The 25,920-nt window shown below is 60.0% G+C and carries 19 protein-coding genes and 3 pseudogenes; 5 read left to right on the top strand and 17 right to left on the bottom strand.

From position 1 onward, the window contains the following. Positions 1-1,086: 1,086 nt before the first annotated feature. The 6 genes and pseudogenes from PQQ96_RS25460 to PQQ96_RS25435 all read right to left on the bottom strand — a co-directional run bounded on the left by PQQ96_RS25460 (position 1,087) and on the right by PQQ96_RS25435 (position 7,643). A complete protein-coding gene (locus tag PQQ96_RS25460; RefSeq protein ID WP_408297810.1) occupies positions 1,087-2,028 on the bottom strand; it encodes a LysR family transcriptional regulator in 942 nt (313 codons plus the stop codon). 509 nt (positions 2,029-2,537) lie between these two features. After that, positions 2,538-3,565 (bottom strand): annotated as a pseudogene (locus PQQ96_RS25455) (IS3 family transposase). Then, positions 3,486-3,935 (bottom strand): annotated as a pseudogene (locus PQQ96_RS25450) (IS21 family transposase); the annotation flags it as partial. The pseudogenes PQQ96_RS25450 and PQQ96_RS25455, both read right to left, overlap by 80 nt. A gap of 473 nt (positions 3,936-4,408) precedes the next feature. Continuing rightward, positions 4,409-4,560, bottom strand: a pseudogene (locus PQQ96_RS25445) (IS6 family transposase); the annotation flags it as partial. Between the two features lie 59 nt (positions 4,561-4,619). Beyond that, positions 4,620-5,591, bottom strand: coding sequence for a magnesium and cobalt transport protein CorA (locus tag PQQ96_RS25440; protein WP_408297808.1), 972 nt, complete (start codon positions 5,589-5,591; stop codon positions 4,620-4,622). Between the two features lie 1,701 nt (positions 5,592-7,292). After that, a complete protein-coding gene (locus tag PQQ96_RS25435; RefSeq protein WP_408297806.1) occupies positions 7,293-7,643 on the bottom strand; it encodes an LPD7 domain-containing protein in 351 nt (116 codons plus the stop codon). A gap of 279 nt (positions 7,644-7,922) precedes the next feature. Between PQQ96_RS25435 and PQQ96_RS25430 the strand changes: the two genes are divergently transcribed. From PQQ96_RS25430 to PQQ96_RS25420, 3 genes are all read left to right on the top strand, one after another. Further along, a complete protein-coding gene (locus tag PQQ96_RS25430) occupies positions 7,923-8,186 on the top strand; it encodes a hypothetical protein (protein ID WP_408297805.1) in 264 nt (87 codons plus the stop codon). Positions 8,187-9,381: 1,195 nt separating this feature from the next. Continuing rightward, entirely contained in the window at positions 9,382-9,627 is a 246-nt protein-coding gene (locus PQQ96_RS25425; protein WP_408297803.1) for a hypothetical protein, read from the top strand. A gap of 73 nt (positions 9,628-9,700) precedes the next feature. Continuing rightward, positions 9,701-9,931: a hypothetical protein gene (locus PQQ96_RS25420; protein WP_408297801.1), complete on the top strand. Its 231-nt coding sequence runs from the start codon at positions 9,701-9,703 to the stop codon at positions 9,929-9,931. A gap of 732 nt (positions 9,932-10,663) precedes the next feature. On the opposite strand, the gene PQQ96_RS25415 is transcribed toward PQQ96_RS25420, so the two are convergent. From PQQ96_RS25415 to PQQ96_RS25365, 11 genes are all read right to left on the bottom strand, one after another. Beyond that, positions 10,664-12,889, bottom strand: coding sequence for a SulP family inorganic anion transporter (locus PQQ96_RS25415; protein ID WP_408297799.1), 2,226 nt, complete (start codon positions 12,887-12,889; stop codon positions 10,664-10,666). Between the two features lie 385 nt (positions 12,890-13,274). Further along, entirely contained in the window at positions 13,275-14,582 is a 1,308-nt protein-coding gene (locus tag PQQ96_RS25410) for an MFS transporter (protein ID WP_408297797.1), read from the bottom strand. 76 nt (positions 14,583-14,658) lie between these two features. Further along, complete coding sequence (locus PQQ96_RS25405; protein ID WP_408297795.1) at positions 14,659-15,615, bottom strand: fumarylacetoacetate hydrolase family protein; 957 nt, start codon at positions 15,613-15,615, stop codon at positions 14,659-14,661. Between the two features lie 122 nt (positions 15,616-15,737). Further along, positions 15,738-16,565 (bottom strand): enoyl-CoA hydratase-related protein, encoded by an 828-nt coding sequence (locus PQQ96_RS25400; protein WP_408297793.1) that lies wholly within the window; start codon positions 16,563-16,565, stop codon positions 15,738-15,740. Beyond that, on the bottom strand, positions 16,558-17,373 hold the full coding sequence (locus PQQ96_RS25395; protein ID WP_408297792.1) for a crotonase/enoyl-CoA hydratase family protein: 816 nt from the start codon (positions 17,371-17,373) through the stop codon (positions 16,558-16,560). Before PQQ96_RS25395 ends, PQQ96_RS25400 begins: the two co-directional genes overlap by 8 nt. Before the next feature lie 11 nt (positions 17,374-17,384). Then, positions 17,385-18,593, bottom strand: a complete 1,209-nt coding sequence (gene pcaF / locus PQQ96_RS25390) for a 3-oxoadipyl-CoA thiolase (RefSeq protein ID WP_408297790.1) — start codon at positions 18,591-18,593, stop codon at positions 17,385-17,387. Continuing rightward, positions 18,590-19,435, bottom strand: coding sequence for an amidohydrolase family protein (locus PQQ96_RS25385; protein ID WP_408297788.1), 846 nt, complete (start codon positions 19,433-19,435; stop codon positions 18,590-18,592). The genes pcaF and PQQ96_RS25385 overlap by 4 nt, the downstream gene beginning before the upstream one ends. 23 nt (positions 19,436-19,458) lie before the next feature. Then, a complete protein-coding gene (locus tag PQQ96_RS25380; protein ID WP_408297786.1) occupies positions 19,459-21,108 on the bottom strand; it encodes a (2,3-dihydroxybenzoyl)adenylate synthase in 1,650 nt (549 codons plus the stop codon). Positions 21,109-21,120: 12 nt separating this feature from the next. After that, positions 21,121-21,882, bottom strand: coding sequence for an SDR family NAD(P)-dependent oxidoreductase (locus PQQ96_RS25375; RefSeq protein WP_408297784.1), 762 nt, complete (start codon positions 21,880-21,882; stop codon positions 21,121-21,123). 250 nt (positions 21,883-22,132) lie between these two features. Further along, complete coding sequence (locus PQQ96_RS25370) at positions 22,133-23,068, bottom strand: LysR family transcriptional regulator (protein ID WP_408297782.1); 936 nt, start codon at positions 23,066-23,068, stop codon at positions 22,133-22,135. A gap of 46 nt (positions 23,069-23,114) precedes the next feature. Then, complete coding sequence (locus tag PQQ96_RS25365; RefSeq protein ID WP_408297780.1) at positions 23,115-24,026, bottom strand: LysR family transcriptional regulator; 912 nt, start codon at positions 24,024-24,026, stop codon at positions 23,115-23,117. Positions 24,027-24,341: 315 nt separating this feature from the next. Between PQQ96_RS25365 and PQQ96_RS25360 the strand changes: the two genes are divergently transcribed. Together PQQ96_RS25360 and PQQ96_RS25355 are read left to right on the top strand one after the other, a co-directional pair. Further along, positions 24,342-25,388: a CDP-6-deoxy-delta-3,4-glucoseen reductase gene (locus PQQ96_RS25360; RefSeq protein ID WP_408297812.1), complete on the top strand. Its 1,047-nt coding sequence runs from the start codon at positions 24,342-24,344 to the stop codon at positions 25,386-25,388. Positions 25,389-25,405: 17 nt separating this feature from the next. Then, positions 25,406-25,909: a VOC family protein gene (locus PQQ96_RS25355; RefSeq protein WP_408297778.1), complete on the top strand. Its 504-nt coding sequence runs from the start codon at positions 25,406-25,408 to the stop codon at positions 25,907-25,909. Positions 25,910-25,920: the final 11 nt, after the last annotated feature.

The following is a 25,920-nucleotide window of genomic DNA, read 5'->3' as shown; positions in this document are numbered from 1 at the left end:
CAATTATTGATGCGGCATTATATGAAAGACAATATCAAAGGTGAAGCGCACTGCATCAGATCGCACTACAACGTGAAAGTGTAAGAAAGCCCCCTAGGCCAACAACTTTTAGCGTGAATGCGCATGCTGGACGTCAGCATGAGACGCGCAGGGCATCGACCACAGCGCGCATGTTCAGGTACTCGATCGCGACCGTGGACCGCGAGATGGCGCGAAAAACCGCCGGAACATCGGCGTGCCGGAGTGCGAGCGCAAACGCTAAGTACAACATAGCAATTCAGCGTCAATGCGGGAAACAGGTGTGCCTGTAATCTGCCCTATGCTTCAAAGGTAGTGCTTGCAGTGATATGAGGGCGGCCGGCTCCTTGGTCTCGCGCTGCAAGCGATCAGCGCATTGCATGGCGCTCAGCACGACGCAGTCGGCATCGATTTCATTTAGGTAAGAGACCAACTTTACGTTACGCTGTCCATTCGCGAAAGGGGTTCCGCACTTCGACAGTAATTGGGCGCCTAAGGGACAATTTAACAGGCTCGAGAGCAGGCATTTATCTAGCTGCCGTTTAACTTAGATTGGCAAACATGCTTGCTCCACAAGCGGCAGGTGCCGCTGAGCGGCGAATGCTTCCGCATCGAATCGCAACAGCGGCATCCGGTAGAAACAACGGCTGCCTTTGTGGAGTAACGAAAAGTCAAAGGCAACAGCGGTACTTCCGTGTAACCTCGTGACTAAGCATATTCGCTTGAGGCACATGACGACGAAGGATAGTGAGCCGGTCATCGTGACAGTAAGTGCCCAGCCTTGGCCCCTGCCGAGGACCACCGCGTCGAGAGCGTCGTCGGCTTCACCTCTCTACCATCTTCCGCCCAGTAGCGGAGATTTCGCCAGTTAGGCCCGGCATGATTCCCGCCCGGCTCCAATCGCCCGCGATCTGACGCTTTCCGACAAGACGATACATCGCGCCGATTCCGGATCTCGGCTTTGGCGTTCACCGGATTGTAGCAGCGTCGATACGTTGTACCGGCCGAGCGATGGCTCACATCCGAGCGGGAAAGTACACTAACTGCGCAGGTCTTAGACCGATATCGTCAGTCAGGCTGACTGATCATCGGTGGCAAGCTCTGAAAGACCGATTTGATCAATTGTCGCAGCCAGCAGTTACCGCTATCAGAATTGAAACGCTCATGCCACTGCAGCCAGACCTGAAAGGGGCCTACCTGAAAGGGCAGGTGAACTAGGCGAAGGTCCGGACGCGACTGCATCATTACCTGCGCAAGCCTCGATGGCACCGACAGCAGCAAGCCCGACGTGCTCACAACGTGTTCAAGCCCCAACGAGTGGGCCGCCGCTAACACGACTTTTCGTTGAGCCAGCGCACCACACGAGAACAGCGTTTCCTGAAGCGCGGCATCGTTTGCGCTGCTGGGCCGGTAGGCAAGATGTTCGGCATTGAGGTATTCCTCAATGCTCAATTTGTCTGACTGGATTTCGTGATCCCGTCGCAGGAGTCCAACAAAGGTCTCGTCACAGAGCTTCAGTTGACGAAAGCCCTGCCCCATCGGCGGCCAGTTGCCGACTACCACGTCGATCTTACCCTCGAGCAACAATCCCTTCGCTTCGTCGCCAGAAGATGCTCCAATCGTCTCGAAGCGGATAAGGGGAGCTTGCTCGCGGGCAGCGCTTAATAAGCTGGGCATCAGCACGAGTTGCCCTATGTCATTGACGGCGATGCGGAACCGCCGGTCCGAGTGGATCGGCTCAAAGCGCTGAGCCTGGTCAATCGCCTGGGTGAATTTAGCCAAGCCATCCTCGACAAGACCAATCAAACCGTCGGCCATAGGCGTCGGCTCCATCCCTGATGATGTCCGTACAAAAAGCTGGTCATCGAAACGCTCACGTAGCCGCCTAAGGGCATTGCTGACCGCCGACTGCGTCATATGCAGCAAATCGCTCGCCTGCGTCACGCTGCGTGTCACGTAAACGGCTCGAAAAACCAGAAAGAGGTTGAGATCGACTGTATTGATATTCATGTTCAACGCTTTTGTCGAATTGACTGCACGAGCGCGCGGCGATTGGGGTAAAAAGATTATGCTAGTTTTGGCTCGGGTCAGCGGAAAAGGCCCTCAGCGCAACACAACGCGTGGACGTTACGACAGGAACCAAGTGTACCGCTCCGCTCACTCACCAACAAAGTCTGCGTGGCTCTTCGAGGCTGGGATAAGTGAGAAGCCGTCCGCATGAACAGTTTGTGATTTTCATTGTCGTGGAATGACGAACTGGTCGATACCATTGATTTGCTTGACCGAACCGAATGAGCGGCGGCGTTTCGCCTTGTTCGTGATTTGCACAAAAAACCGATAGACCTGGCTCAACCACGGACTGTCGATGGGGATAAAATGCATTTACCGTCTGGGCGGCCCATCGACCACAACTTAATCGTGGAGGATTGCCGTTCCACAGGGACTTCGTCCGGTTGCAGTTATCAACGCTGCAGCGCACTGACCTTGCCCCTATTCCGCGAATCCCATAACCGAGGGAATTATGTGGCTCGCCCCTGCTGGGCTGCGAACCAGTTTTTCTCGAACGTCATGGAACTGACGTAGTCGAGTATCGAGTGCAACCGACCTGCATTGTAAAAACTGAGCCAGTCAATCACCTCGTCCATTGCGGCACGCCGCGTGGTGAAGTGCCGTCCAAGCATACGTGCTACCTTTAGCGAACCCCGGAGGCTTTGCGTCGGCGCATTCCCAAGTCGCCGCGTCGGCTCATCGACGAACGCATGCTGTAGGCGCTCAACGTGTCCTGAAACAGGCCGCTGCAACACTGGCTGCCCCGATCGCTATGCACGATTACATCAGCCTCAGGGCGGCGCCGGAAGCACGCCATACGTAGCGCGTCGATGACAAGCTCCGCATTCGTATGCGGCTGCAGCGACCAGCCCACCACCTGCCGGCTGAACAGGCCGATGATGACCGCGAGGTACACCCAGCCTTCGGCTGTCGCCAGATAGGTAGTATCGCTCGTCCAGACCTGGTTCTGGGCCGACGCCGTGAAATTGCGCTCCAACAGATTCGGTGCGACCGGCAGGCTGTGATTCGAGTTCGTCGTCGCGATGTAATTGCGCTTGTGCCGTGCACGGATGCCGTGCTGCGCCATCAGCTTGCGAACGCGCTCGTTTCCCACACGCGCGCCGCGTGCAACCAGTTCCGTCCACATGCGCGGCTTGTCGCCGCCGGTGCGCTGTTGGTGCTGATGATATCCGCTGGGGCTGACTTCCAGCGCTTCACACAGTACTGAGACTGGCCAGTGGTGTCGATTCCGGTCAATGAACGCGCGCTTCACATCGACTCCTTCGCGAAGTACGCTGCGGCTTTCTTAAAATATCGCGCTCCATCTTCAGGCGAACCACTTCCGCACGCAACCGCGCCAGTTCCATCTGGTCTGGTCTGGACTGACCGGCTTTGTTCCCGTTCCTGCCAGCCTGCCTTCGCTCGCCGTCGATGACGGCCCAGTCCTCGCTCCAGTCGAACTGGAACACTTCGCCAGCGGCAAACCGGAGCGGAACAAACGTCCCGCGTCCGGTTGTCTTTGCCTGCTCGTGCTGTTCCTGTCGCCAGCGCCGGGCAAACGCCGCCACGCGATCATAAGAGCCAGTGAAGCCCAGCACGCAGAGATCCGCGTGAATCTGCCTGAGGGATCTGCGCTGTTTGCGAGGCAGGGTCGCCTCGGTCTTGAGCCAGCCGGCGAATTTCGTCGCGAACCCGTCGAGCTTGCTGGGGCTGTGGCGCTCGGGATAGGGCGGCAGCACAGTATCGGCCTGTATGTAAAGCCTGACCGTGTTTCTGGACACGCCCAGCCGTTTGGCAATCTCGCGCAACGAGACATGATCGCGAAAGTGCCAGCGTCGGATGACGCTCAATATAGCCACGTCGATCACTCCGTCCCCCTGCCCGTTGCCGAGCAGGTCAGTGTTCTGCGTGGGACAATTTCGATGCAAATTACTGCGTAGGGCGGGGGTCAGGATTCCGTGCAAATCAACAAGCGATGTATCTCTGCTTAAGTTTCCATCAACGGATGAGACTAAAATCAACCGCGTTACATGGGGTGGATTCTGAAAATGAAACCATTTCCGCGTTGCGGAAGGAAAATCCCCAGGCATTTCATACGAACGAGACTCTTTCAAGCAGAGTCTTCTATCAGAAACCGTGTCAGGGCGAGCCGTGTACGATGGGGTACGTCGAGATGAGTCTGCCAAACTTCAGGAAGTAGGGCCGCGCCTTGTCAAGGCGGGAGTGATTTAATTTTGGGCGTTTCATCGGTCTGGCGTCGATGGTTTTTCGAAATATCTGGGGGCAGCAGCCTGTCGAGGCGTGCACTTAGCAGGAAATCGACCATTGCGCCGGCATCGTCCGCATGGTCGACTTTGAAATCCCGTTCAGCCCTCAATTCTTCGAGATTGCACAAGCTCAGCGAGTGGGCCGCATACTGCCGTACGAAACTGAAGGTTACGTCGCCAGATAGTGAAACCGTTTTATAACGCTTCGACGCCCGAAGATATCAATCTTTCGATCCGACGGCGGTAGTCAATATATTTATTTTATCCAGTAAACCGGGCCGCGCTTCACACCCAGCCCGAGCGCTTAAGCTTTCGATACAAGATCAGACAACCGGTGATGGTGATCAGCAAGGTCGCGGGGTAGCCCCATGTACTTTTGAGTTCTGGCATCCACTCGAAATTCATCCCATACATGCTAAAGATGACGGTCGGCACGGCGAGAATGGCCCCCCAACCAGCCAGCCGTTTTACGACTTCATTCTGTCTTACCGAAACAAGCGCCAGATTTACATGCATTGCGTTAGTCAGCATCTCGCGCATGTCATCGGTCGCGATGACCACTTGTCTGGCATGATCCTGGACGTCACGGAGATATGCACGTAGTTCTTTCGACACCACTTCTTCATGAAAACGAATCAGCTGTTTGCAAATATCGTCCACGGGTACTGCCGCATTCCTCAACGTCAATAAGTGCCGTCGGAGTTCATATAACGTGGCGATTGCTGTCTGGTCAAATTCCGACCGGAACATATCGGACTCAATGCGATCGAATCCGGCCTCAAAGTGACTGACAATCGAGCGGTAGTTGTCGACAATCGAGTCGAGGATGCAGTAGAGAGCGAAACCGGGTCCTTTTGCCAACAACTCGGGGGTTTGTTCAGCGCGTAAGCGGATAGGCGCGTAGCTCGATGAAGCACCATGCCGGACTGTAACAAGAAAATTTCTTCCAGCAAATATATGTGTCTCCCCGTACTGCACCGTGTCGGCTACTAACTGCGTGGTCTTTGCTACTATAAAGAGCGACTCGCCATATGTTTCGATCTTGGGGTGCTGATGTGCAGCGAGTGCGTCCTCGATGGCGAGATCGTGTAAGCTGAATTCTTCCTGTATTTTCCTTAGAAATGCGCTATCGGGTTGACGCAGCCCTACCCAGACGAAGGTGCCCGGCTCTTTTATCATCTCGCTGATGTCATCGACGGTAACGTCACACACACGACGTCCGGCCCGGTACGCAACGCTGTTGACAACCATGTCCATGCATTCTTCCCTAAACGTCGTCTATCCCATTTCGTTAAATTCTGCCGCATTTAGCCAGTGCAATGGCACCTGTCCCGCGTTGAATCTTGATAGTACAGGAGTTCACGTATCCGCTCTTTATATTCGCAGGAGTTGCGTGCACGCGTGTTTTCTTCCTCGCGTGTTGCGCCCTCGCAAGCTCAATCTCGAACTTGTAGTAACGCAGACCCAGGCTAGTCACGTGTCTATTCTCGAGCAAAGTGGAAGGCGAATCTTGCGGTGCCTGTGTTCCCCGTGAATGCATGGAAGTCTCTTCGTGGCGGGAATCACCGGTCACGCTTCCACGCTTCGACAGAGAGATCGTTGCAGTATTGCTCAGACGATGTCAGGTGGATTGCAAGCACGAAAGCCTCGCAAGATGAGAGTTGAAGGTGGGGCGGAGGATGTGTACATTGTTGGGCTTGTTGCGCTGATAAAACGCCGAGTTCAATCACAATCAACGTCACCTGCGTGAGTTTCGGTCGAAACGAACTCGTCGGGTTGCCGGCACAAAAAACGGGGCGGATCTCGAACCCTAACATTGCAAGGATGCGGCGTCTTGACGAAGCAGAGTGACACTTGAAAGAAGCGGCCATTCGTCTGCGGGACGATTGGACTCGTGAGTTAGCGCAAGACGACGCTCAAAGGCGGATGGCTTCTGCTGAACGGGGGTGGCTACGAGTCACCTCTGGCGCTTTATCAAAACTAGTTGCAGGCTGTATTTCTGTTGGTAATGAGGCCCATCACTACTTTTTGCTGGTAGCGGCCTCGACAGCTTTGTAGTCTTCGAACTAGACAACAGACGTTCGTCAACAACGGTCCGTTTCGAGTCATGTATGTCAGGTGCCTCCACTCGTCGTTCCGTCGCGATCCCTGGAGCATCGTAGGAGACGGTCGGCATGACATCAACTTGAGGAGCACGGCTCGCTGCAATCGGTGCCAGGTCTGCGCGCCTCGCTCACATATATGCAAGCGCTATTCCCCTTTTTTCGTCGTATGGTTGGCATCGCTAACGCTTTGCGGTCGAGATTTTGGCTCGATGAAGGGGCGAGAGCAAAGTCGTGTCGTTGGAATAGGAAATAGTAGGAGAGTCAGATGTTCGCTGGAGAAAGATCCCTGCGTTTGCTGGTGGAAAATGGCTTGCGCCAACGTTTGCGACGCCGGTTCGTGTCACCAGATTCAGCCGCACACCTTTCAATCAGAACCGCTACGTGCGCGTAGAGGTACTTCGAAGAGAAGATTCGGTTGCAATATTTTTCTTTCGACATGACGACGGCACATGGTGTGTGTTCCCGCCTGAAAATGCGCGTCTAACAATGCAAGCCTACAGGACTGCTGCGTGAGTGGTCTGCCGTCTACAGTGACTAGTAGTAAGCGCCTTTTTATCTGAGGATAGTTATGGTGGATGAGTCGGAATGCGTTGTCTCACTCGAGAATCTGCAGGAACTGGAAGTTTGGGCGCGCGCCTGGTACGACGAGGCGCTTGCGGCCGAATTCATCCGCCAACACTATCACCCGGACGATGCAACCTTGGAGCGTCTACGGAGATATTTCCACGCAGGCCTGTCACCGACAGACGCCGCCAATGCCTGTTTCGGTCAAAAACATTAGACACTTCCTTTGCCATTCCTGGATAGCGTCAAGCAGGTAGTCCGGTTTACCGACAAACACGACCGGACGAAATCATTGTCGCCCCCCACGCATGCGAGTGTCGGCTGCTTGGAACGGCTCGGGTCCGGACAGCGAGAGCGTAGAGCCGAACTTCTGCTGCGCGAAATGCAGCGCAATCTCGATCGCCTCGCGCTCACTATCCCACAGACGCAAAGTGCGGCCCTCGTCGACGAGGAACGCCATGCCGTCCTTCCGGTAGTCGACCTCGCCGCTGGCCCGCTCCTCGTAAGTGATCGCCGGGCCCGCGTAGATGTTCCCGTTGCGATCGTGGGCCGCCGGTCGCTTCACCGCATGAGGCGGCGCACTGAAAATGACCGCGCGTTCGTCGTCTACACGTTTCGTCCGCAGGCGGATCAGTTGCATCCGGCGCAACTCACGCAGCGCCCGTTCGTCGCCTGCCTGAACGCGCTCCTGCAGGAAGTCACGATACTGCTCCCAACTGGTTGCGGATTTCGAGCCTGATCGGCCGTAGGATGGTTGTGAGAGCCTGCCAGCAATGATGAATGGCGATGATCAGACGTGAGGTGCGAAGAGATGAGTCGTTTTGCAAATTCGTCGGCATGCCGCAAACTAGCGCAACCACGGTACGATGCGCCGCGAGAAAACACGGGCGTCTGGTGCGCGAGCTTTACTGCGGCAGTAGTGCCGCAGATTGACCAGTGTGTAGGCAAGCGTCTTGAACGCATAGTGAACCTGACTAATCCGCTCAAAGCGAAGCAGCAGACGCCGAAACTTGTCTTCCGAGGCGAACACGCGCTCGATCGTGCGAAAGCGCTCCTCGAAGATCGCTGCGTCGAAGTGCCGCTTGCGGCCTCGCTTGGCTGTTTTACGGCCACGCAGGTTCTCTGGAATATTGGGATGTATGTTCCAGTTGAAGATGGCCCGACGATTGGCCCGCAGTCGTAGACGCCGTCCAGGCTCACCGTTGAACCGCGTAGGTCGATGCCGATGGCGCGTGCCATCTTACTGAGTTTGGGCAACACCTCACGCAGCAAGGGCGATTCGTTGCGGTTGCCCGAAGCGGCAATGAATGGCGAGATGATGTTGCAGTCCCGATCGCAAAAGGGCACGACCCTGTCGCCCTTGAGATGTTTGTGTCCGCTGTATCCCAGGTTGTCGCCGCCTTTCTTCGCCGCCGTGGTGGTGCCGTCGCCGTGAATGACACTCAGGTCAAGCCGTCCGTCCACATGGAGCTTGCGCACTGAGCCGGCAAATATTCAGTCAATGCAACCATCGGCCTGCCAGCGTCGCAGTGCCTGATAGATGCGCGTGTAATGAATCTCGGGACGGCCTCGGGCGTTCATCTTGATCGTCAGGGCTTCCCACTGACATCCGGTGTAAAGCAGCTGCAGGATGTAACTGAAAGTCGTGTGCAACGCGAGCGTCGGAGCGGGTCCGCGCCTGCCTCGGCTCCGATGCGGCACGACAAACTGTTCAATCTGCTCAAGGCTTAATTTCGTTGGAATCGCTTGCCGACGTTGACTTCCGATCATTCGTTACAACCGCAAATCTGGACTATAACCGGTTCGATTACGCAAAGCGTCCAGCCAGTCCCAACGAGACTCGCAGACAAATTACGCCCTATCGGAAAACCCGCAACCAATTGCTGATGAAAATTGACGGGCATCGAGGGCTCCGCGCATTCTCGGGGGCGCGTCGCGGCAGGCGACGATGGAGCAATTTCGGGCAGCCTCAATCCTTAACCGTCCAGGTTCGTCAGCCGGCCGTCCGATCCCAGGTCTTTTTCCGCTGCATCAATCAATGTGAAGCGGTTTCGCGGGAATCCGCATTACCGCATATAGGAAATTTAAAATATTGCGAATCAAGTCCCACAGATAGCGCTTTGCCCTGCATTGCCCGGCACCGGTTATTGATTCTCATTGACAGCAACGCGATAAGTTCTGCGCCGAGAAATCAAGATAATCAATCAGCAAGGATGGTCGATAGCGTTGATGTCGCGACAGAAAAATCCCCTGCTTTTTCCCGCCACAATATCGACAGTTCAGGCCGATTCAAAAATCCTTGATGCCGAATCCATGTAATCATTCTGTAAAACGTGCCAAACGCAAAAACACCAATAAGGACTGGAGGCAAACGGACCATGGCGGATATTCACGACCAGGAAGAATTTTTTCATATCCGGAAAATGGTGATTGAACTCGACCGATTAATCGAGAATGGTGATATTCAGGATCGGAAGAATCCAATAGCGCAACCCGACTACTGGCGAAAACGGATCGATGCATTGATGGCTACGCCGGCGCTTTCCGAATCCATCGCCGCGCGGGCTGCGGCGTTACTGGTGCAACTAGACCGGATTGCGGATACGCTGAAGAAAAGCGGGTGATTTATACGTTGCAGGATAGTCAGCGCCTACATTGAAATTCCAATAGGCAGTCGAAGCCGGCAGGGAGGTTGCCATGATCGAATCCTGGACCGGCGTGATCATTGGGTTGTTCGCGCTTGTAATCGCGGCTACGCTGGTCGTGGGGCACTATCGGCGCGAACATCTGCGGGAACGCCTGCTCAGGCCGATGGAACATCCGTCACCGGTGGGACGTGACGCGGCATCGGCATTGACACCTCTATTCGTCTCGCGCCCGTTCGTGTCCGGCAGCCACGTTGAGCTGCGTTTTCCACAGGCACGTTGACGGTTCCCGTCGAGCCAGTAACGATTGCAATGACCTCTCAAGACCAGGCTCCAATCAGGACCGCCCCGTCGAACCTCACGGTGCGGGCCGCGACAGGTCAGCTAATAACCATTCCGATCTGGCAGGCTCTGGGGCTGCAAGCCGCGCACGCGAAACGGATCCGGGTTCATTGCAGCAGGAAGCACGATTTCGACGAAATGACGGTCACGCTCGAGCCCGCGTCGCCGGCCACCGTCGGCTTGCATAAAACTGTTCCCGCTTCTTGCAGAAATTTGTTCCTAGCCTCTAGACGTGAAACAGGCGCCGCGTGATACCGCGAGCCCAGCCTTCCCGTTACCGCACGGGGCACCCTCAAACGAGAGCGCTTTCATCGGTATTCAGCCTGCCGGAAAGGCCACATAATCGCCTCAAGCGTTGGTCTGGGGAACAACTTTCTGCAAAGCCTCTTGAAGCAAACTTGTTCCAGACATGTCTGCCAGCCGCAATTCGACTGACAACGCCCGGGAACAAAACTAGGTAAACCGACGATAACGCTCGGGGCGATTGGAGAGATCGGGGGTAAGGCTATTTGCAACTTGCTCTTGGCGGAACCGAAGCGGTGCGGACGACAAGCCCTAGCGGGCTGCCACTGCCTCATCGCAGCAAACCAGCCTAGGGAGTGGCGCGATGTCTAGGCGTTCGAAAGGCGTTGTCACGGTAACGGGTCGAGGCACAGTAGCGAAAGTCCGCCGCTCAATCGCTCTCCATGTCTCTTACCGTTTCGAGCAGGTCACAGAGGCGATCGCTGATTTCGATACTCAAATTCCGCATCAGTTTCGCGTCCAGGCCCGGCATCGTGGTGCGCAGATGTTCGAGCGTGTCCTGCGATAGCTCCAGCAAGACAGCGGGCGTATCTGCGACAAGGTTTAACAGGCGCTGCCGCTCCAACATCAACGGTATTTCGCCGAGCGTCATGCCCGCCCGGTAACTGGCCATGCGCAACGCCTTCCCTTCTTTCTCCCATAGAACGCTGAGCCGCCCTCGCATCAGCAGTAACAGGCCGCCACGCGGGTCCTCGCGTCCGAGCACGACACCGCCGGCAGCAAATGATCTGCGCGTCGCCAGGCTCGTCAGCAGCGCTCGCTCGTCATCGCTCATGTCCTGAGTCAACGGAAAGGCGGAAAAGTCGATTTCCTCATCGCTTTCCTGCGCGACCAACTTGCCGAGCAGTTCGTCTTCGGCTTGCGACAGCGCGGCATCAGTGCTGTCGAATACGCGCAACTCCGCTTCCGGCTTCGTCAGTCCCCATTCCATCAGAAACCTCCGGCGGCGCCCCCCGGCGAGAAGCGGTGCAAGAAACAGACGTCGCCCGGACCTGAGCAGCAATTCATCGAGGCGCTTTAACATCAATACGCCGCTGCTGTCGAAATGGCTGATGCGCTTCAGGTCGAGCAACACCCAGTCGCTACCGGATAATTCATCTCCGACCACTCGCTCCACCCGCTCCGCCGAGCCGAAAAAGAGCGGGCCATCAAGTTCGACGATAGCAATCCGGCGGCCATGCTGGCCAAGCGCCTCAAGCGCGGCGTCCGATCTTTCCGTTCTGGAGCGAAGCTGCGGTGCATGTTGTATGCGGCGAATCATTTGCGCATTCGAGCGATAGATGAACGCGATTAACGCGGCGGCGAAACCCACACCGAGCGCAATCAGTACACTCGTGAAGACGACTAACGCGGTCACGACGAACACCAGCGCAAGGTTAAGGAAAATCTCCCAGCGGGTCGAAGAATGGGAGTGGGCGCCATAACCAACACCGAGCAGCAGCTGATGCGTCCACTTGTCCATCGCCTCCGCGCTGGTCACGATCACGACACCGGCCATGACCGAGAGCGGAATCTGGCCGACTAGCCGGTTCAACCCATATGACAGCGCCAGTAGCGTGCATGCGTACACAAAGTTGGCAAGCCCGGTACGCCCGCCGCTCGCATGGACGATTCGTGTGATGTTTGGCGATCCGCCGCTGGGCGCACCGCCAAACAACGCCGACACGATATTGGAGGCGCCCTGCACGACCAGTTCGCGATTACTGTTGTGGCGAGCCCCGAAGAGTTGTTCGGTGCTCGAGATGCTCAGCAGGGATTGTATTGACGACACCAGTGCGATCGTGACGCCGGTCGCCAGTATCACAGCGGCGTGATTGCGAAAACCCGCGGAGGTAACGAAGTTCAGGATGTCGGTGAAACGCAGGATCAGCGGTATGCCCGGCGGCAGCGCTCCTATCGTGGCACCCAGATGCTCTTGCGGAACAAGCCGCAAGCACAGCATCTGGAGTGCCGTTCCGCCAAAGAGACCGATCAATGCCGCGGGAACAGGCCCGCTTCGCTTCTTCGCCAGGATCACCAGTCCGCCCGACCCAAGGGCAAATCCCAAAGCCCACCAGTTGACCGGCACCGTGCCGTTCAAGGCCCGTAGTAGCTCCTCTGGCCCATCGATCGCCAAGGCTCGGGGTAGTTGATTCAGGATGATCTGGATCGCGAACCCATTGATGAAGCCCGCGAGAACCGGATACGGAACGAACTTGACGAGCAAACCGAGGCGCGACGCACCCAGAATCGACTGAACAATGCCAGAAACGAGTAGTGCGGTGGACGCTACAACCATGAGCGCGGCGCCCCCGCTGCTGCTTCCAGAGCCGAATGACGGATCCGTCGCCATGCTCGCAATCAGGCCAGACAAAATGGCGGCATGCGTCGTTTTCGGTGAATTCATGTGCAACGGCTTCCCGCCCACCAGCGCCGTAACGATGGCAGCCGCCACCGCCGCGACAAAGGCAGCGGATATGCCTGCCGTCACCCATGCAGCACCCATGCTTTCATACAGCACGGCGCCGCAACTGAGGATGATGGGAACGACGGTCAATGCACCGGCAAGGGCGCCGGTAGTGTCGCGGGCTATCGATCGGAGACGAGCTGATTTCATATTCGCCGACCCTCCTAGCCCATTGAAGTCGTTTTCCGCCTTTTTGAGACGCGACCGAGACGCAATTTTTGTCATCAAGCGCATTCTGCGCTCTCGATGTCTCTACAGCGCCATCATGCAGGTTCATGCTCTCAATTGTCGGCGATTCAGGCTGCAATGCGAAGAAACAAACTGGCCGCCCGCAGCCTGTCTGTCGTCGGCATCGAGCGCCCCGGAAACGGAGCATCTGAAGCAAGAGATCGAACGACCGATACGGGCACAGGTGCAGCGGTAGCCCGCGTGAATACGGTCCACGGTACGTAGGGACGCAGCACCTTCACGAAGTCGTTGGCCGCCCGACCCGGTTGGGTGCGGCCTCGCCCTGTCATTCCTGCGTAACGCATGGCTAAAGCCGAACAGGAAGGCCTTCCGGCGTGGCACGATCGTCGCGTGCAGTCCTCGGTAGCGGCCCGAGCGATGCCAGTAAGCCGATCACGATTGCCACGAAACCGGCCATCAACGCGAGCATCGGTGCATAGCCGCCGAAATAGGCGGTGCCCGCGGCGACCGCCGCCGAGCCGACGCCGGAACCAAACTGGAAGCTCGCGAATATGCTGCCGTAAAGTTTGCCGTAGGCGAGCGTGCCGAAATAGCGACGCACATAGAAGCCCAGCAGGTCGAACTCAGCGCCGATGCCGACGCCGATCAGAAACGCAAACACATACATCGAATGCGAGCCGACACCGAAGACGGCGTATCCGCCGCAGCCAAACAGCGGACCCAGCAGCGATCCCGTAGAGACACGCACAGCAGGAAAACGGTCAAGACAATAGCCCGCCGTTAGCCGTCCGAGAATCAGCCCGACGCCCAGCAGCGATTGCCCGAGCGCCGCGTGTTGGCCGTCAATGCCCGCGTTCATCAGCATCGGGACGAGATGCGTGGCAACGCCCGTCGTCACGAAGCCGAGCAGCGCGAAGCCGGCTATGAGAAACCAGAAAGTGCGCGACCCGAACGCCTGCGACAACCGGTACGCCGGTTGTCGCGCGCCCGTCTTTACGGCAGCCGACACGTCGGCAAGTCCGCGCGAAGCCGGCGCGTCGTACAGATTGAAATACACGACCGGCAACGCAATGCCAACGCTCAGGGCGCCGATCCAGACGTAAGTCAGACGCCAGCCGTAAAGCGACAGCAAAGTATGTGTCAAAGGCGGCATCAGCGCGGACCCGAGTCCGACGCCGATCGAGGCGATGCCGAGGGCGACGCCTAGTCTGCGGTCGAACCACGCCGCGATGACTTTCGCATATGAACCGGTCCAGGTGCCCACGCCCAGTAGCGGGATCAGCATCCACGCGAGATAAAACAGCCGAAGATCGTTTGGCAGGAAATACATCGAGGCGAAGCAGAGTCCCAGCAACGGCACGGATATCAGGACGATCCGACGCGGCCCGAAGCGATCGATCAGGATGCCTTGCGCGATCGACGACACGACGCAACTGAGCGACACGATCGTGTTCGCGAGCGATATCTGCGTCAGGGACCAACCGAACTCCGTTTGCAGAGGCTTCACGAACATGCCGAGGCCAAAAATCGTCAGCGTGCTCGCGCCACACAACAGCGCGATCATCGAAGCGAAAACGATCCGCCATTGCATGAGCACCGCCCGGCGGGAGCGCGGCGCCGGGTCTGTAGCTGGCGCGTCTACATCGTTATACATGGTGTCTCCGTGGCGCGATGGCCTTTCTATTATTTGTCGGGCGAGCCGTTTTTCGCCGCGTTCAAGCGCCGCTCTACTACCGGCGAATCGTGTTACTCAGCGTGCCGATGCCGCTAACCGTGATATCGACTACGTCGCCGGCGCGCATAAAAACAGGCGGCTTCCGGCCAACGCCGACGCCGGCCGGGGTGCCCGTCAGTAGAACGTCACCCGGCTCGAATGTGTACCAGCGCGAAAAGTGTGCAATGGTGGTGCCGAGATCGAAAATCAGGTCGCTCAGCGGCGCCGACTGCATGACTTCACCATTGAGCCGCGTCGTCAAGTGCAGCGCCGCCGGATCGGGGACTTCGTCGGCCGTCAGCAGCGCCGGTCCGAGCGGTGTGAAACTGCTGAACTGCTTGCCCATGATGTTGACTTCCCACGAAAGCCGCGCCTCCCACGGCGCCTTCGCTTCCCACACCGCGCGCACCCAGTCGCGCGCGGAGATATCGTTCGCGATCGTGTAGCCGGCAACGTGATCGAGCGCGCGCTCGCGCGGCACCGCGTGACAGGTGCTGCCGAACACCACGGCGAGTTCGCCTTCGTAATCGACATGACCGTCTGCGTCCAGCGGCAAATGGATATCGGCATCGGGCGCCGCGATCGAGTTCGGGCTTTTCATGAAGCCGGTCGGGTGAGAAGGCGCGGGCGTGCCGGCCATTTCGGCCAGATGCGAGCGATAGGCAAGCCCCGCGGCGACCACCAGACGCGGCCGCGGAACCGGCGCGAGCAAACGCGTGCCCTCGCCGGTCAGCGTGCCGGCGGCGCGCAACCGCTGTCGCGACGCCTCGCTCATCCCCTCGACCCGCTCGACGATTTGCCGGACGACCGTCAATCCCGCCTTGCCCGCTGAGAGAATGCCGACCGTCGAATCCGGCAGCCACGCTTCCACGGTGCCGGCCTGCGCGGCCCGCGGCAAATGCAGCACCTCGCCGGAGCGAAGGATGGCGCCGGGCATTCCACCCGCGCAGACATCAATTGTCACTAGCTTCATTGGACCCCTTCGGCAATTACCGTCTCTTCACGTGCTGGTCGAAGACTACAAAGCTGGGCGCTTGCGCACCAACAAAAACGTATGATGTTCGTCATCACGAACGGAAATGCTGCGACGCCGCGTCAAGGCGGAACGATCGTGTGCCCGGCATCGGCCACATCCGTACGCGCGACCGGGTCCATCGAAAAGCGGGCGGCCCGCTTTTCCAGGCGCGCCTTGATCCCTTCACGCTTATCCTCAGTCGCAAACAGCAACTGGAAGGATTTGCGCTCGAACTGCAGCCCCTGATCGAGCGTGCCGTTCATGCTTTGCAACACGGCTTCCTTGATGAACCGCACTGCCAGCACCGGCATGGCCGCGAGCCGCTGCGCCAGCGCCAGGGCGCGGCGCTCGACTTGCGCATCGTCGACCACTTCGCTGACCAGACCGATGCGCAGCCCTTCAGCTGCGTCGATCGGGTCGCCGGTCAGCAACAGCTTCATCGCCGCGAATTTGCCGACTGCGCGCGTCAAACGCTGCGTCGCGCCGCCGCCCGGCATCAGCCCGATCAGCACTTCCGGCTGCCCGAAACGCGCCGACGCACCCGCGACGATCAGATCCGCGTGCATCGCCAGCTCACAGCCGCCCCCGAGCGCATGACCGCGCACCGCCGCGATAACCGGCTTGCGGCACGCGCCGATGGCGCCCCACAGCCGATCCATGTCGCGCCCGATGATCTCGAGCGGGTCGGCGTCGACGTATTCGGTCAGATCGGCGCCGGCGCAGAATGCACGCTCGCTGCCGGCCAGCACGATCACGCGCACGGCCGTATCGCGGTCGAGTTGCTCGAACGCTGCGGCGATGCGTTGCCGCAAGGCAAGGTTCAAGGCGTTCAGAACGGCCGGACGGTTCAGCCGCAACCACGCGACGCCGGGTTCAGGCGAGGACAACTCGATGAGCTCGTCATTCATGACGCGGCTCCGCTGCCACGAAACGTGGCGCCCGTTTGTCGAAGAAGGCCTGCACCGCCTCGGCGTGCTCCGCCGTGTGATGGGCCTGCCCTTGCAAGACGCCGGCCGCGTCGAGCGATTCGTCGAGCGTGCTGTGCCGCGCGTGACGCAACAGGCGCTTGGTCCAGCGCAATGCCTGTGGCGAATTGACGGCAATCCGCTGCGCCAGTAGAAGCGCCTCGGGCAGCAAGTCATCGGCTTGCGTGACGCGTGAAACGAGGCCGATGCGCAGCGCCTCGTCGGCGGATAGCGTCTCGCCGGTGAAGGCCATTTCGGCGGCACGCGACTCGCCGACGATGCGGGGTAGCAGCCAGCACCCACCGTCGCCCGGCACGATGCCGACCTTGACGAAACTCTCCGCGAAGCGCGCCTCGCGCGAGGCGATCCGGATATCGCACATGCAGGCCAGATCGCATCCCGCCCCCATCGCCGCGCCGTTGACGGCAGCGATGATCGGCACCTCGAGACGCAGGAACGCGCGCGGAATGCGCTGAATGCCGAGCCGGTAGTGTTCGGTGATCTGCTCGGGCGAACCGGCGAACATGCCCGAACGCTCGCGCATCTCCGCAACATTGCCGCCTGAGCAAAACGCGCTGCCGGCGCCGGTGAGAATCGCCGCGTGAATCGCGTTATTGCGATTCAAGGCGTCGAAGAGGGTCTCGAACGCGTTGAACATGTCCGCGCCGGACAGCGCGTTGCGCGTGTCCGGCCGGTTCAGTGTCAACACGGCAACAGGCCCGTCGATACTCAGGAGAATAGGATCGCTCATGCCGTGTCCCCTCAGACGCACTCGAGCGCGACAGCGATGCCTTGCCCGACGCCGATGCACATCGTACAAAGCGCGCGCCGCCCGCCCGTGCGATGCAATTGACGCACCGCCGCGATCACCAGCCGGATGCCGGACATCCCCAATGGATGCCCTAGCGCGATCGCGCCGCCATTTGGGTTGATGTGTTCGCCGTCATCAGGTAGCTTGAGGCCGCGCAGCACGGCCAGCGCCTGGGCGGCGAACGCCTCGTTGAGTTCGATCACGTCGAAATCGCCGATCCGCAAGCCGGTTTGCGCGAGCAGTTTGCCGACCGCCGGCAGCGGACCGATTCCCATGACCCGAGGCGCCACGCCTGCGGTCGCGATACCGATCACACGCGCGAGCGGTTGCAGGCCCGCTGCCGCGGCCCCAGCCTCGCTTGCCAACAGCAGCGCGGCGGCGCCGTCATTCACGCCGGATGCATTGCCCGCTGTGACCGTGCCGTCGCGCCGGAACGCGGGCTTGAGCGCGGCGAGACTCGCGGCGCTCGTCGAAGCGCGCGGGTGCTCGTCCTGGGTGATGTGCCGGATCTCACCGCGCGCACCGCCGCTCACCGGCACCGCGACGATTTCTTCGGCCAGCAGGCCCTCTTGCATGGCGCGCGCGGCGCGTTGCTGACTACGCAACGCAAACGCATCCTGATCGGCCCGCGTGATGCCGTGCTCGGTCGCGACGTTCTCCGCGGTCTCGCCCATCGAGTCGAGCCCATACAACGCGTCCATGCGCGGATTGCAAAAGCGCCAGCCGATCGTGGAATCGTAGATCTCGGCGTGCCGCGAAAATCCGCTGGACGCTTTCGGCATCACGAACGGCGCGCGGCTCATGCTTTCTACGCCGCCGGCAATCGCCAGATCCAGTTGCCCGGCAGCAATCCCGCGCGCGGCGCTAGCGAGCGCTTCCAGCCCCGACCCGCAGAGCCGGTTGACGGTGGCCGAGGGAACGCTCGCCGGCAACCCGGCGAGCAGCGCGGACATGCGGGCGACATTGCGATTATCCTCGCCGGCCTGATTGACGCAGCCGTAATAGACCTCGTCGAGCCGTGCCCAGTCGAGTTCGCGATGACGCGCCATCAACGCGGCGAGCGGCACTGCGCCGAGATCGTCGGTGCGCACCGACGACAACGCGCCGCCATAGCGGCCAATCGGTGTGCGCACGCCGTCGCATACGAAGGCCGTGGTCATGCCAGCCCCAGTACGCGCTCGGCGTTCTGATGAAAGATCTTCTCGAGGATCGGCTCGCTGTAGCCAAGCTCGCGCCATTCACGCAGGATCCGCTCGTACGGCAGGCTGGGATAATCACTGCCGAACATGATCTTGTCCTGCAGACGGCCGCGAATGTCCACTTTCAGATTGCCCGGAAAGTACTTCGGCGCCCACCCCGACATTTCCCAGTACACGTTGCCTTTGTGCAAGGCCACCGCGGTGGTCTCGTCGACCCACGGCCAGCCCGGATGCGCCATCACGATCTTTAGATTCGGGAAATCGGCAGCCAGGTCGTCGATCGCGCCCGGATGGGCATGCCGGATCCGGGCGCCCATGCCGCCCGCCATGCCCGCGCCCATGCCGGTGGTGCCGACGTCGATCATGACCGCGGCGCCCAGATGGGCGATCTCTTCGAACAGCGGGTAGTAGCGCCGGTCGTTGACGGCGAAATGCTGCATGATCGGATGGAAGTGAAAACCCATGAAACCGAGTTCCGTCACCGCCTTTTTTACCTGGCGGATCGCCACTTCGCCTTTGGCCGGCTCGACCGCCCCCCAGCACTGGATGATGCGATCGGGATGGCGCTGCCACATGCCGTGCACATATTCGTTGGTGCACGGCGGCGTCGCCACCGTCGTTTCGAGATCCAGCGCGACCAGACAGGCATCGACCCCCGCCTCGGTGAACTCGGCGACGACGTCGTCCTCGCTTTTCGCGACCCAGTTACGCTTCCAGTAAGTAGCCAGCGCTTCCACATACGGGCCTTGGGCGTCGATCCAGGTCTGCGTGCCTGGATAGCAGTGCAAATCGATAATACGCATTGCGGTTTTCTCTTTTCAATGAGTCAGACGGCAGGGCCGGCAAGCCTGGTCGCGACGTGTTCGCCGAGGGCTTTCTTCGACACTTTCCCGAAGGTCGATACCGGAAACTCCGGCAGCACTTCGAGCCGCTCGGGCAGCTTGAACCTGGCGATTTCGTGACCGGTCAGAAACGCCACCAGTTCGGCCAACTCCAACGTATGCCCCGGCTTAAGCACGACGCATGCACACATTTTTTCGCCAAGGCCCGGATCGAGCATCGGCACACAGGCAACGTTCTGTATCGCCGGATGCATCAGGATCAGGTTCTCGACTTCCTCCGCGCTGATCTTTTCGCCGCCCCGATTGATCAGATCCTTCTTGCGCCCCTCGACGACGTAGTTGCCCGATGGATGCAATCGCATCAGATCGCCTGAGCGATAGAAACCGTCCGGCGTAAACTGCCGCGCGTTGTACTCGGGCACGCCGTAGTAGCCGCGCAGCGTGTAAGGGCCGCGACAGGCCAGTTCGCCGACTTCGCCCGGCGGCACTTCACGGCCTTCGTCGTCGAGCAGAAGCACTTCGTCGTCAGGGCACACTGGGCGGCCGCAGGTTTCCAGCAGTACTTCGTCGGGGTCGCCGGCGCGCACGAACATCAGCAACCCTTCGGACATGCCGAAGTTCTCCTGGACGAACGCCGAAGGAATCAGCTCACGTGTGCGCAGACGGACCTCCGGCTGCATGCGCTGCCCGCCGCTCTGGATCTGGCGCAGCGACGACAGGTCGTAATCGCCGATCGCCGGATCGTTGATCAACCGGATCAACAGCGCGGGCACGACCTTCAGGTGGGTGACGCGATGTTTTTCGATCAGCGCGAACATCTCCGCGGGGCGGGTGTTCTGATGCACGATGACCTTTGCACCGTTGAACAGAAACCCCTGGATGCCCGGACACGCCAGCGGCAGATTGTGTGCAATCGGCAATACCAGCAACAGGACCGATTCCGCATCGACCCCAGCGACTTGCGCCGCGACGCGCGAGTTATAGGCATAGTCGTTGCCCGTGCGCGGAATGAGTTTCGGCACGCCCGTCGTTCCCCCCGACAACTGGAAAATGCAGGGATCCAACGGATCGATGGGAAGCGTTTGCAGCAGGCTGGCGTCGAGCGTCGCCGGCCGCTCGATCAGTTCGGTCAGCGAGTGTTCGCCGGGACGATTGACCTGACCCAGCACGAGGCGCCATTTCAGACAGGGATGTTCCTGCTGGATGCGCGTCACCACCTGCGCGAATTCGAATTCCCCCTGGCGATCCGGATACACACAGCAACGCGCCTGCGCGAGGCCGACGAACTGGTTCAGTTCGAGATAGCGATGCGTGACGAGCGCCGCGATCGGAATGCAACCCAGCTTCTGCAGTGCGAAATAGAGCAGGACGAACTCGGCCACATTAGGCAGCGCCGGAACGACCCGATCGAGCGGCCGCAAGCCGAGCGCATACAGATTGAGCGCGAGATTGGTGGAGAGCCGGTCGATGTCGGCGTACGTATAAACTCGCACCCCGTCGACAACTGCCACGCGCTGCGCGAATCGCTCGAACACCTCGCCGAACTCCGCTGCGAGCGAACGATCGCGCCAATAGCCCCGCTCACGATAGCGTTCGGCCAGTTCAGCAGGAAACGGCACAAAACCTTCTAGCATGGCGTTCTCCTGTCAGGTCGAGCTGGCAAAGCCGCCGTCGATCACTACCACCTCGCCGGTCACGAAGCGGTTGCCCTGCAACAGGGAGAGCATGGTCTCGGCAACGTCGTCGGCCGTGACGCACCGGCGCAGCGGCGTCGAGCGCGCGCGCTTACCCATCAGGTCGTCGTATTTGTCGCCGAGCATGCGTTCCATCCAGTCGCCCTCCATCCAGCCAGGCGCCACGGCGTTCACGCGGATGTCCGGGCCGAGATTCCACGCCAGCGTCTTCGTCAGATTGACCACGGCAGCCTTGCTCGCGGCATACGGCAGCGGCTGCGGGCCCGGGCGCAAGCCGACGATGCTGGCCGTGTTGACGATCGCTGGGAGAGTGCCCTTGCGCAACAGCGGCACCGCGGCGCGCGTCACCTGAAACGTGCCGCGTACGTTCACTGCGAAGGTGCGATCCCATTCGGCGAGATCGAGGCTTTCCAGGTCTTTCACCTTCCAGTTCGCCGTGGTACCGGCGTTGTTGACGAGCGCGTCGAGGCCACCGAACGCTTCGTCGACGGTGCGCGTCATCGCGCGTACCGCCGTATCGTCGCTGACATCGCATTGCAGTACCAAGGCTCGCGCGCCGAGTGCTTCTGCTTCGGCCGCTGTCGCTTGCGCGCCGGCCGCGCTCGATGCGTAAATCAGTGCAACGTCATAGCCGGCGCCGGCAAGCGCAAGCACCGCGCTTCGGCCGATGCCTGTGGCGGCGCCCGTGACGAGCGCCCTCTTACGGTGGGTCATGTTGGTGTCTCCAGACAAAAATGGTTGTTTGTCGGAGCTCACTATAAAAGGCGGCCGGGATTCGCATAAGATATCGAAACACATTGCCCGATACGGTTCTGGCATCCCCACCGGCGAGCGTTATCGGCTGTTTCGATCCGCCTGCCGATGGCAGGTCGGCCCGGACAGATCAGCCTTGGCGAGCGCGAATTGTGGGAACGGGGTGAAGCAGAAAGGCGCAATGAAGCATGGCTGTCACGCTGCGCGACAGCTAGTTCAGGTCTGGCGTCGACAACCCCTCGAAAACGGTCCGAATCAGTTGCCGCAGCCAGCGATTACCACTCTCCGAATCGAATCGCTGATGCCACTGCATCCACACCTGAAAGGGGCCGACCTGAAACGGCAGTTCGACCACGCGCACGTCGGCGCGCGCCTGCGCCATGACTCGAGCGAGACGGGCAGGCACCGTCAGCAACAGACGCGAACTCGCCACGACATGTTCGAGACCCAGTGAATGCGCCGCGGTGAGCACTACTTTGCGTTGAGCCAGCACACCGTGTTTGAACAATGTAGCCTGCAACGCCGCGTCGCTCGCGCCGCTAGGGCGGTACGCGAGATGAGCCGCCTCGAGATATTGCTCGAGCGTCAAACGCGCCGACTGGATAGGATGCTCGCGGCTGAGCAGCGCAACAAAAGTTTCGTCGCACAGTTTTTCATGGTGAAAGCCTCGCCCCATCGGCGGCCAACTACCGATGGCGACATCGATCTTGCCCTCCAGCAAGAGGTTTCTCGCCTCTTCCCCAGACGAGGCGCCGATGGTTTCGAAGCGGATCAAAGGCGCTGCGTCATGTGCCGCGCTCAGCACGCCGGGCATCAGCACCAGTTGACCAATATCATTGATCGCGATGCGAAAGCGCCGGTCCGAATGCGAGGGTTCGAAGCGTTGCACCTGATCGATCGCCTGAGTGAATTTCGCCAGCCCCTCTTCGACCAGGCCGATCAGTTCATCGCCCATCGGCGTCGGTTCCATGCCCGACGGAGTGCGCACAAAAAGCTGATCGTCGAAGCGTTCGCGCAGGCGTTTAAGCGCATTGCTAACGGCCGACTGCGTCATATTTAGCGAATCGCCTGCCTGGGTCACACTGCGTGTCACGTAGATCGCGCGGAACACCAGAAACAGATTGAGATCGACGGTGTTGATGTTCATGTTGAACGACGACGGCACAAAAAAAGGGGGAGCATGCGCGACCGGGTCATGTACTCCGCGCGGCGCGCGGCTGCGGTGCGCAGCGGCGCATCAGGTCGCAGAAGAATTCGGCGGCGGGCGTAAGCGGTAGATCAGGACGCTGGATCAATACGATCGGCGGTCCCGGCAGCGTTTCCTTGATCGGAATAAGTGTGAGCGTATCGCGTGTCAGCGGAAATTCGCCCCATTGGATCGGCAGCAAGGCCAGCAGATCGCTGTGAGCAAGAGCGACCATGAGCGACAACGCGGAACGGGTCTTCAGCATGATGCGGGGTTCGCCCATCCGGTAACGCGCGAACAGGTTCTGCAAATCCTCTTCCGCGTTGTAATCGATCGAGGTGGTCGCCCATTCGGCGGCGGCGAGATCCTTGATGCGCCCCGCCGCCGCCAGCGGATGCCCGCGCCGGGCGACCACCGCCCGGGTGTTCTCGAACAGCAGTTCCGAAATCAGGCCCGGTGCGGGCGGCACGCGTGGCGCGGCGCCCAGGTAGAAATCAATCTGGCCGTTGCGCAGCGGCATTTCCAGATCGGGGAACAGACCCTCGATCAGTTGCAAACGGATCGACGGATAGCGCTGCCTGAAACGCGACAGCGCATACGGCAGCATGCCGACGTGCGGCATGATCGACAGGCCGGCCACCAGCGTGCCGGAATCGTCGCCCTGATGCTGCGCCAGCTCGTCGCGCGCGCGCTGAACTTCGTTGACCACCGCGCTGGCGCGTTGATAGAACAGCTTGCCTAGCGCGGTCAGCGTCATGCCGCGCGCCTCGCGCTCGAACAGCACCACGCCGAGATCGCGCTCAAGCGTGCGGATGCTGCGGGTCAGCACCGGTTGCGCCATGCCCAGATGCCGCGCCGCCGCACGCAGACTGCCGTGTTCGACGATTGCCACCATGTCGCGGAAATGATTCAGTTTCATTGTCAGCCGATGTCGAATTGCGATCACGTCGGCGACCTTGCAACAGATCGGGTATCAGCACAATCCGGAAATTTCCCTGGGACCCTGCTATCCGCCTGTCGAACCCGCGCCAGACATCGCGTATTCGCTTCAGTGATCCACCTCATCATGCGTTTTTGTTGGCCTGCGCCCGCGTCGCTTTGTACATTGCACTCCAACGACCCATCAGGCTCAGCCGGCCGCGCAACTTCGCAACTTCGCAACTTCATCAAGCAGCGGCGTCGAAAAAACGGCTAGCGGATGAGCCTCCCGCTCACAGCAAAGGTCTGGCGCACGATGAACTTCAGCATTACCTTGCAGCCCAGCGGCACGCGTTTTACCTGCGACGCGAATACCCCGATCCTGCGCGCCGGTCTCGATGCCGGCAGCCGCCTGCCGTTCAGTTGCCGCTCCGGCGTGTGTCGGACCTGCCGCGGCAAAATCGTCGAAGGCGAGGTCGATCCCGGCTTGGTGCATCCGAATTATCTGAGCGATGCCGACAAGGCCGCGGGGTTCACGCATCTTTGCCAGGCGAAACCGCGTTCGAACTGTGTGATCGAAATCGATGAGCTCGACCCGGCGCTCTCGTTCCCTGTGCGTGAAGTACCCGCGCGCGTGCTGCGCCTCGAACGTCTGGCGCCGGACGTCATGTGCGTCCAGCTCGGTCTGCCACCCAACGAACCGCTGCGCTTCAACGCGGGCCAGTACGTCAGCATCAATATTGGCGACGGCTTGCGCCGCTCGTACTCGATTGCGAGCGCGGCGCATGTCGACGGCCTGCGGCAGTTTGAACTGCACATCCGTCATATGCCGGGGGGTGTATTCACCGACCGGCTGTTCACCACCACCAAGGTCCGCGACGTGCTCAGGATCGAGGCGCCACTCGGCAACTTCTATCTGCGCGAGGAATCGCTGCGGCCGGCCATCCTGATTGCTTCCGGCACCGGCTTCGCGCCGATCAAATCGATTGTCGAAGCCGAGCTGGCGGGCTCGCAAAGTCGCCCTCTGCATCTGTATTGGGGCGGCCGGCGCCGGGTCGATCTTTACCTCGACAGCCTCGCCACTGACTGGGCGGAGCACCACAAACACGTCCGCTACACCCCAGTGCTCAGCGACGCATCCGCGCAATGCACGTGGAGCGGCCGCGAGGGCTTCGTTCACGAAGCCGTGCTGCAAGACCACGCTGACCTCGCCGGATTCGACGTCTACGCATGTGGCGCCCCTCTCATGGTCGAGGCCGCGCGGCGCGATTTCTGTGCGCTGCGCGGCTTGCCGGCCGAGCGCTTCTTCGCCGACGCCTTTGTCTCCCAGGCGGATATCGCCGACCTCACGCCCACTTCCTGAAAAAAAGCGACCCCACCATGAATGCGCCCCAAACCACTCCGCTCCCCGACAACTGTCGCGTCGACCCGCCTGCGCGGGCGTCGATATTGAAGCCCTATTGCCTCGGCCACGGTACGCTCGAATGCGCCGACCTTTCGGCTTCGCGCACATTCTATGAGGAATTTCTCGGCCTCGAAGTCGTTCAGCACGCCATCACCGCGCTGTCATTGCGGCTGGCGATGCGCTTTCACATCGTGTGCGTCGAAGTGGGCGATCAGGTTCACCCGTGCAACGTACTCAACCATTGGGGGCTCGATGTCGCGAGTCGCGAAGCGGTGAACGAAGCGCATGCGCTCGCGCTCGAGCACAAAGACCAATACGGCATCCGCCAGGTGCTGGACGTCCAGGACATGCACGGCGTCTACTCGTTCTATATGGAAGACCTCGACCATAACTGGTGGGAAATCCAGTACTACGAAAACGGTTTTTGCCACGACGATTACTTCGATTTCGGCGATCGCTTTACACGGGCAACTGCGTAAATGCTGCCCAG

The organism is Paraburkholderia sediminicola (genome assembly GCF_046027825.1).
GTDB classification, from domain to species: domain Bacteria; phylum Pseudomonadota; class Gammaproteobacteria; order Burkholderiales; family Burkholderiaceae; genus Paraburkholderia; species Paraburkholderia sediminicola_D.
This window is presented reverse-complemented; position numbering and strand designations above follow the sequence as displayed.

Excerpts from the sequence above, each read along its gene's own strand:
- PQQ96_RS25425 (WP_408297803.1), top strand. The coding sequence starts at position 9,382 with ATGGCGGATATTCACGACCAGGAAGAATTTTTTCATATCCGGAAAATG.
- PQQ96_RS25435 (WP_408297806.1), bottom strand. The coding sequence starts at position 7,643 with ATGCAACTGATCCGCCTGCGGACGAAACGTGTAGACGACGAACGCGCG.
- PQQ96_RS25360 (WP_408297812.1), top strand. The coding sequence starts at position 24,342 with ATGAACTTCAGCATTACCTTGCAGCCCAGCGGCACGCGTTTTACCTGC.
- PQQ96_RS25415 (WP_408297799.1), bottom strand. The coding sequence starts at position 12,889 with ATGAAATCAGCTCGTCTCCGATCGATAGCCCGCGACACTACCGGCGCC.
- PQQ96_RS25370 (WP_408297782.1), bottom strand. The coding sequence starts at position 23,068 with ATGAACATCAACACCGTCGATCTCAATCTGTTTCTGGTGTTCCGCGCG.
- PQQ96_RS25405 (WP_408297795.1), bottom strand. The coding sequence starts at position 15,615 with ATGAAGCTAGTGACAATTGATGTCTGCGCGGGTGGAATGCCCGGCGCC.
- PQQ96_RS25365 (WP_408297780.1), bottom strand. The coding sequence starts at position 24,026 with ATGAAACTGAATCATTTCCGCGACATGGTGGCAATCGTCGAACACGGC.
- PQQ96_RS25460 (WP_408297810.1), bottom strand. The coding sequence starts at position 2,028 with ATGAATATCAATACAGTCGATCTCAACCTCTTTCTGGTTTTTCGAGCC.
- PQQ96_RS25385 (WP_408297788.1), bottom strand. The coding sequence starts at position 19,435 with ATGCGTATTATCGATTTGCACTGCTATCCAGGCACGCAGACCTGGATC.
- PQQ96_RS25375 (WP_408297784.1), bottom strand. The coding sequence starts at position 21,882 with ATGACCCACCGTAAGAGGGCGCTCGTCACGGGCGCCGCCACAGGCATC.
- PQQ96_RS25380 (WP_408297786.1), bottom strand. The coding sequence starts at position 21,108 with ATGCTAGAAGGTTTTGTGCCGTTTCCTGCTGAACTGGCCGAACGCTAT.
- PQQ96_RS25410 (WP_408297797.1), bottom strand. The coding sequence starts at position 14,582 with ATGTATAACGATGTAGACGCGCCAGCTACAGACCCGGCGCCGCGCTCC.
- PQQ96_RS25440 (WP_408297808.1), bottom strand. The coding sequence starts at position 5,591 with ATGGACATGGTTGTCAACAGCGTTGCGTACCGGGCCGGACGTCGTGTG.
- PQQ96_RS25400 (WP_408297793.1), bottom strand. The coding sequence starts at position 16,565 with ATGAATGACGAGCTCATCGAGTTGTCCTCGCCTGAACCCGGCGTCGCG.
- PQQ96_RS25355 (WP_408297778.1), top strand. The coding sequence starts at position 25,406 with ATGAATGCGCCCCAAACCACTCCGCTCCCCGACAACTGTCGCGTCGAC.
- PQQ96_RS25420 (WP_408297801.1), top strand. The coding sequence starts at position 9,701 with ATGATCGAATCCTGGACCGGCGTGATCATTGGGTTGTTCGCGCTTGTA.
- pcaF (WP_408297790.1), bottom strand. The coding sequence starts at position 18,593 with ATGACCACGGCCTTCGTATGCGACGGCGTGCGCACACCGATTGGCCGC.
- PQQ96_RS25395 (WP_408297792.1), bottom strand. The coding sequence starts at position 17,373 with ATGAGCGATCCTATTCTCCTGAGTATCGACGGGCCTGTTGCCGTGTTG.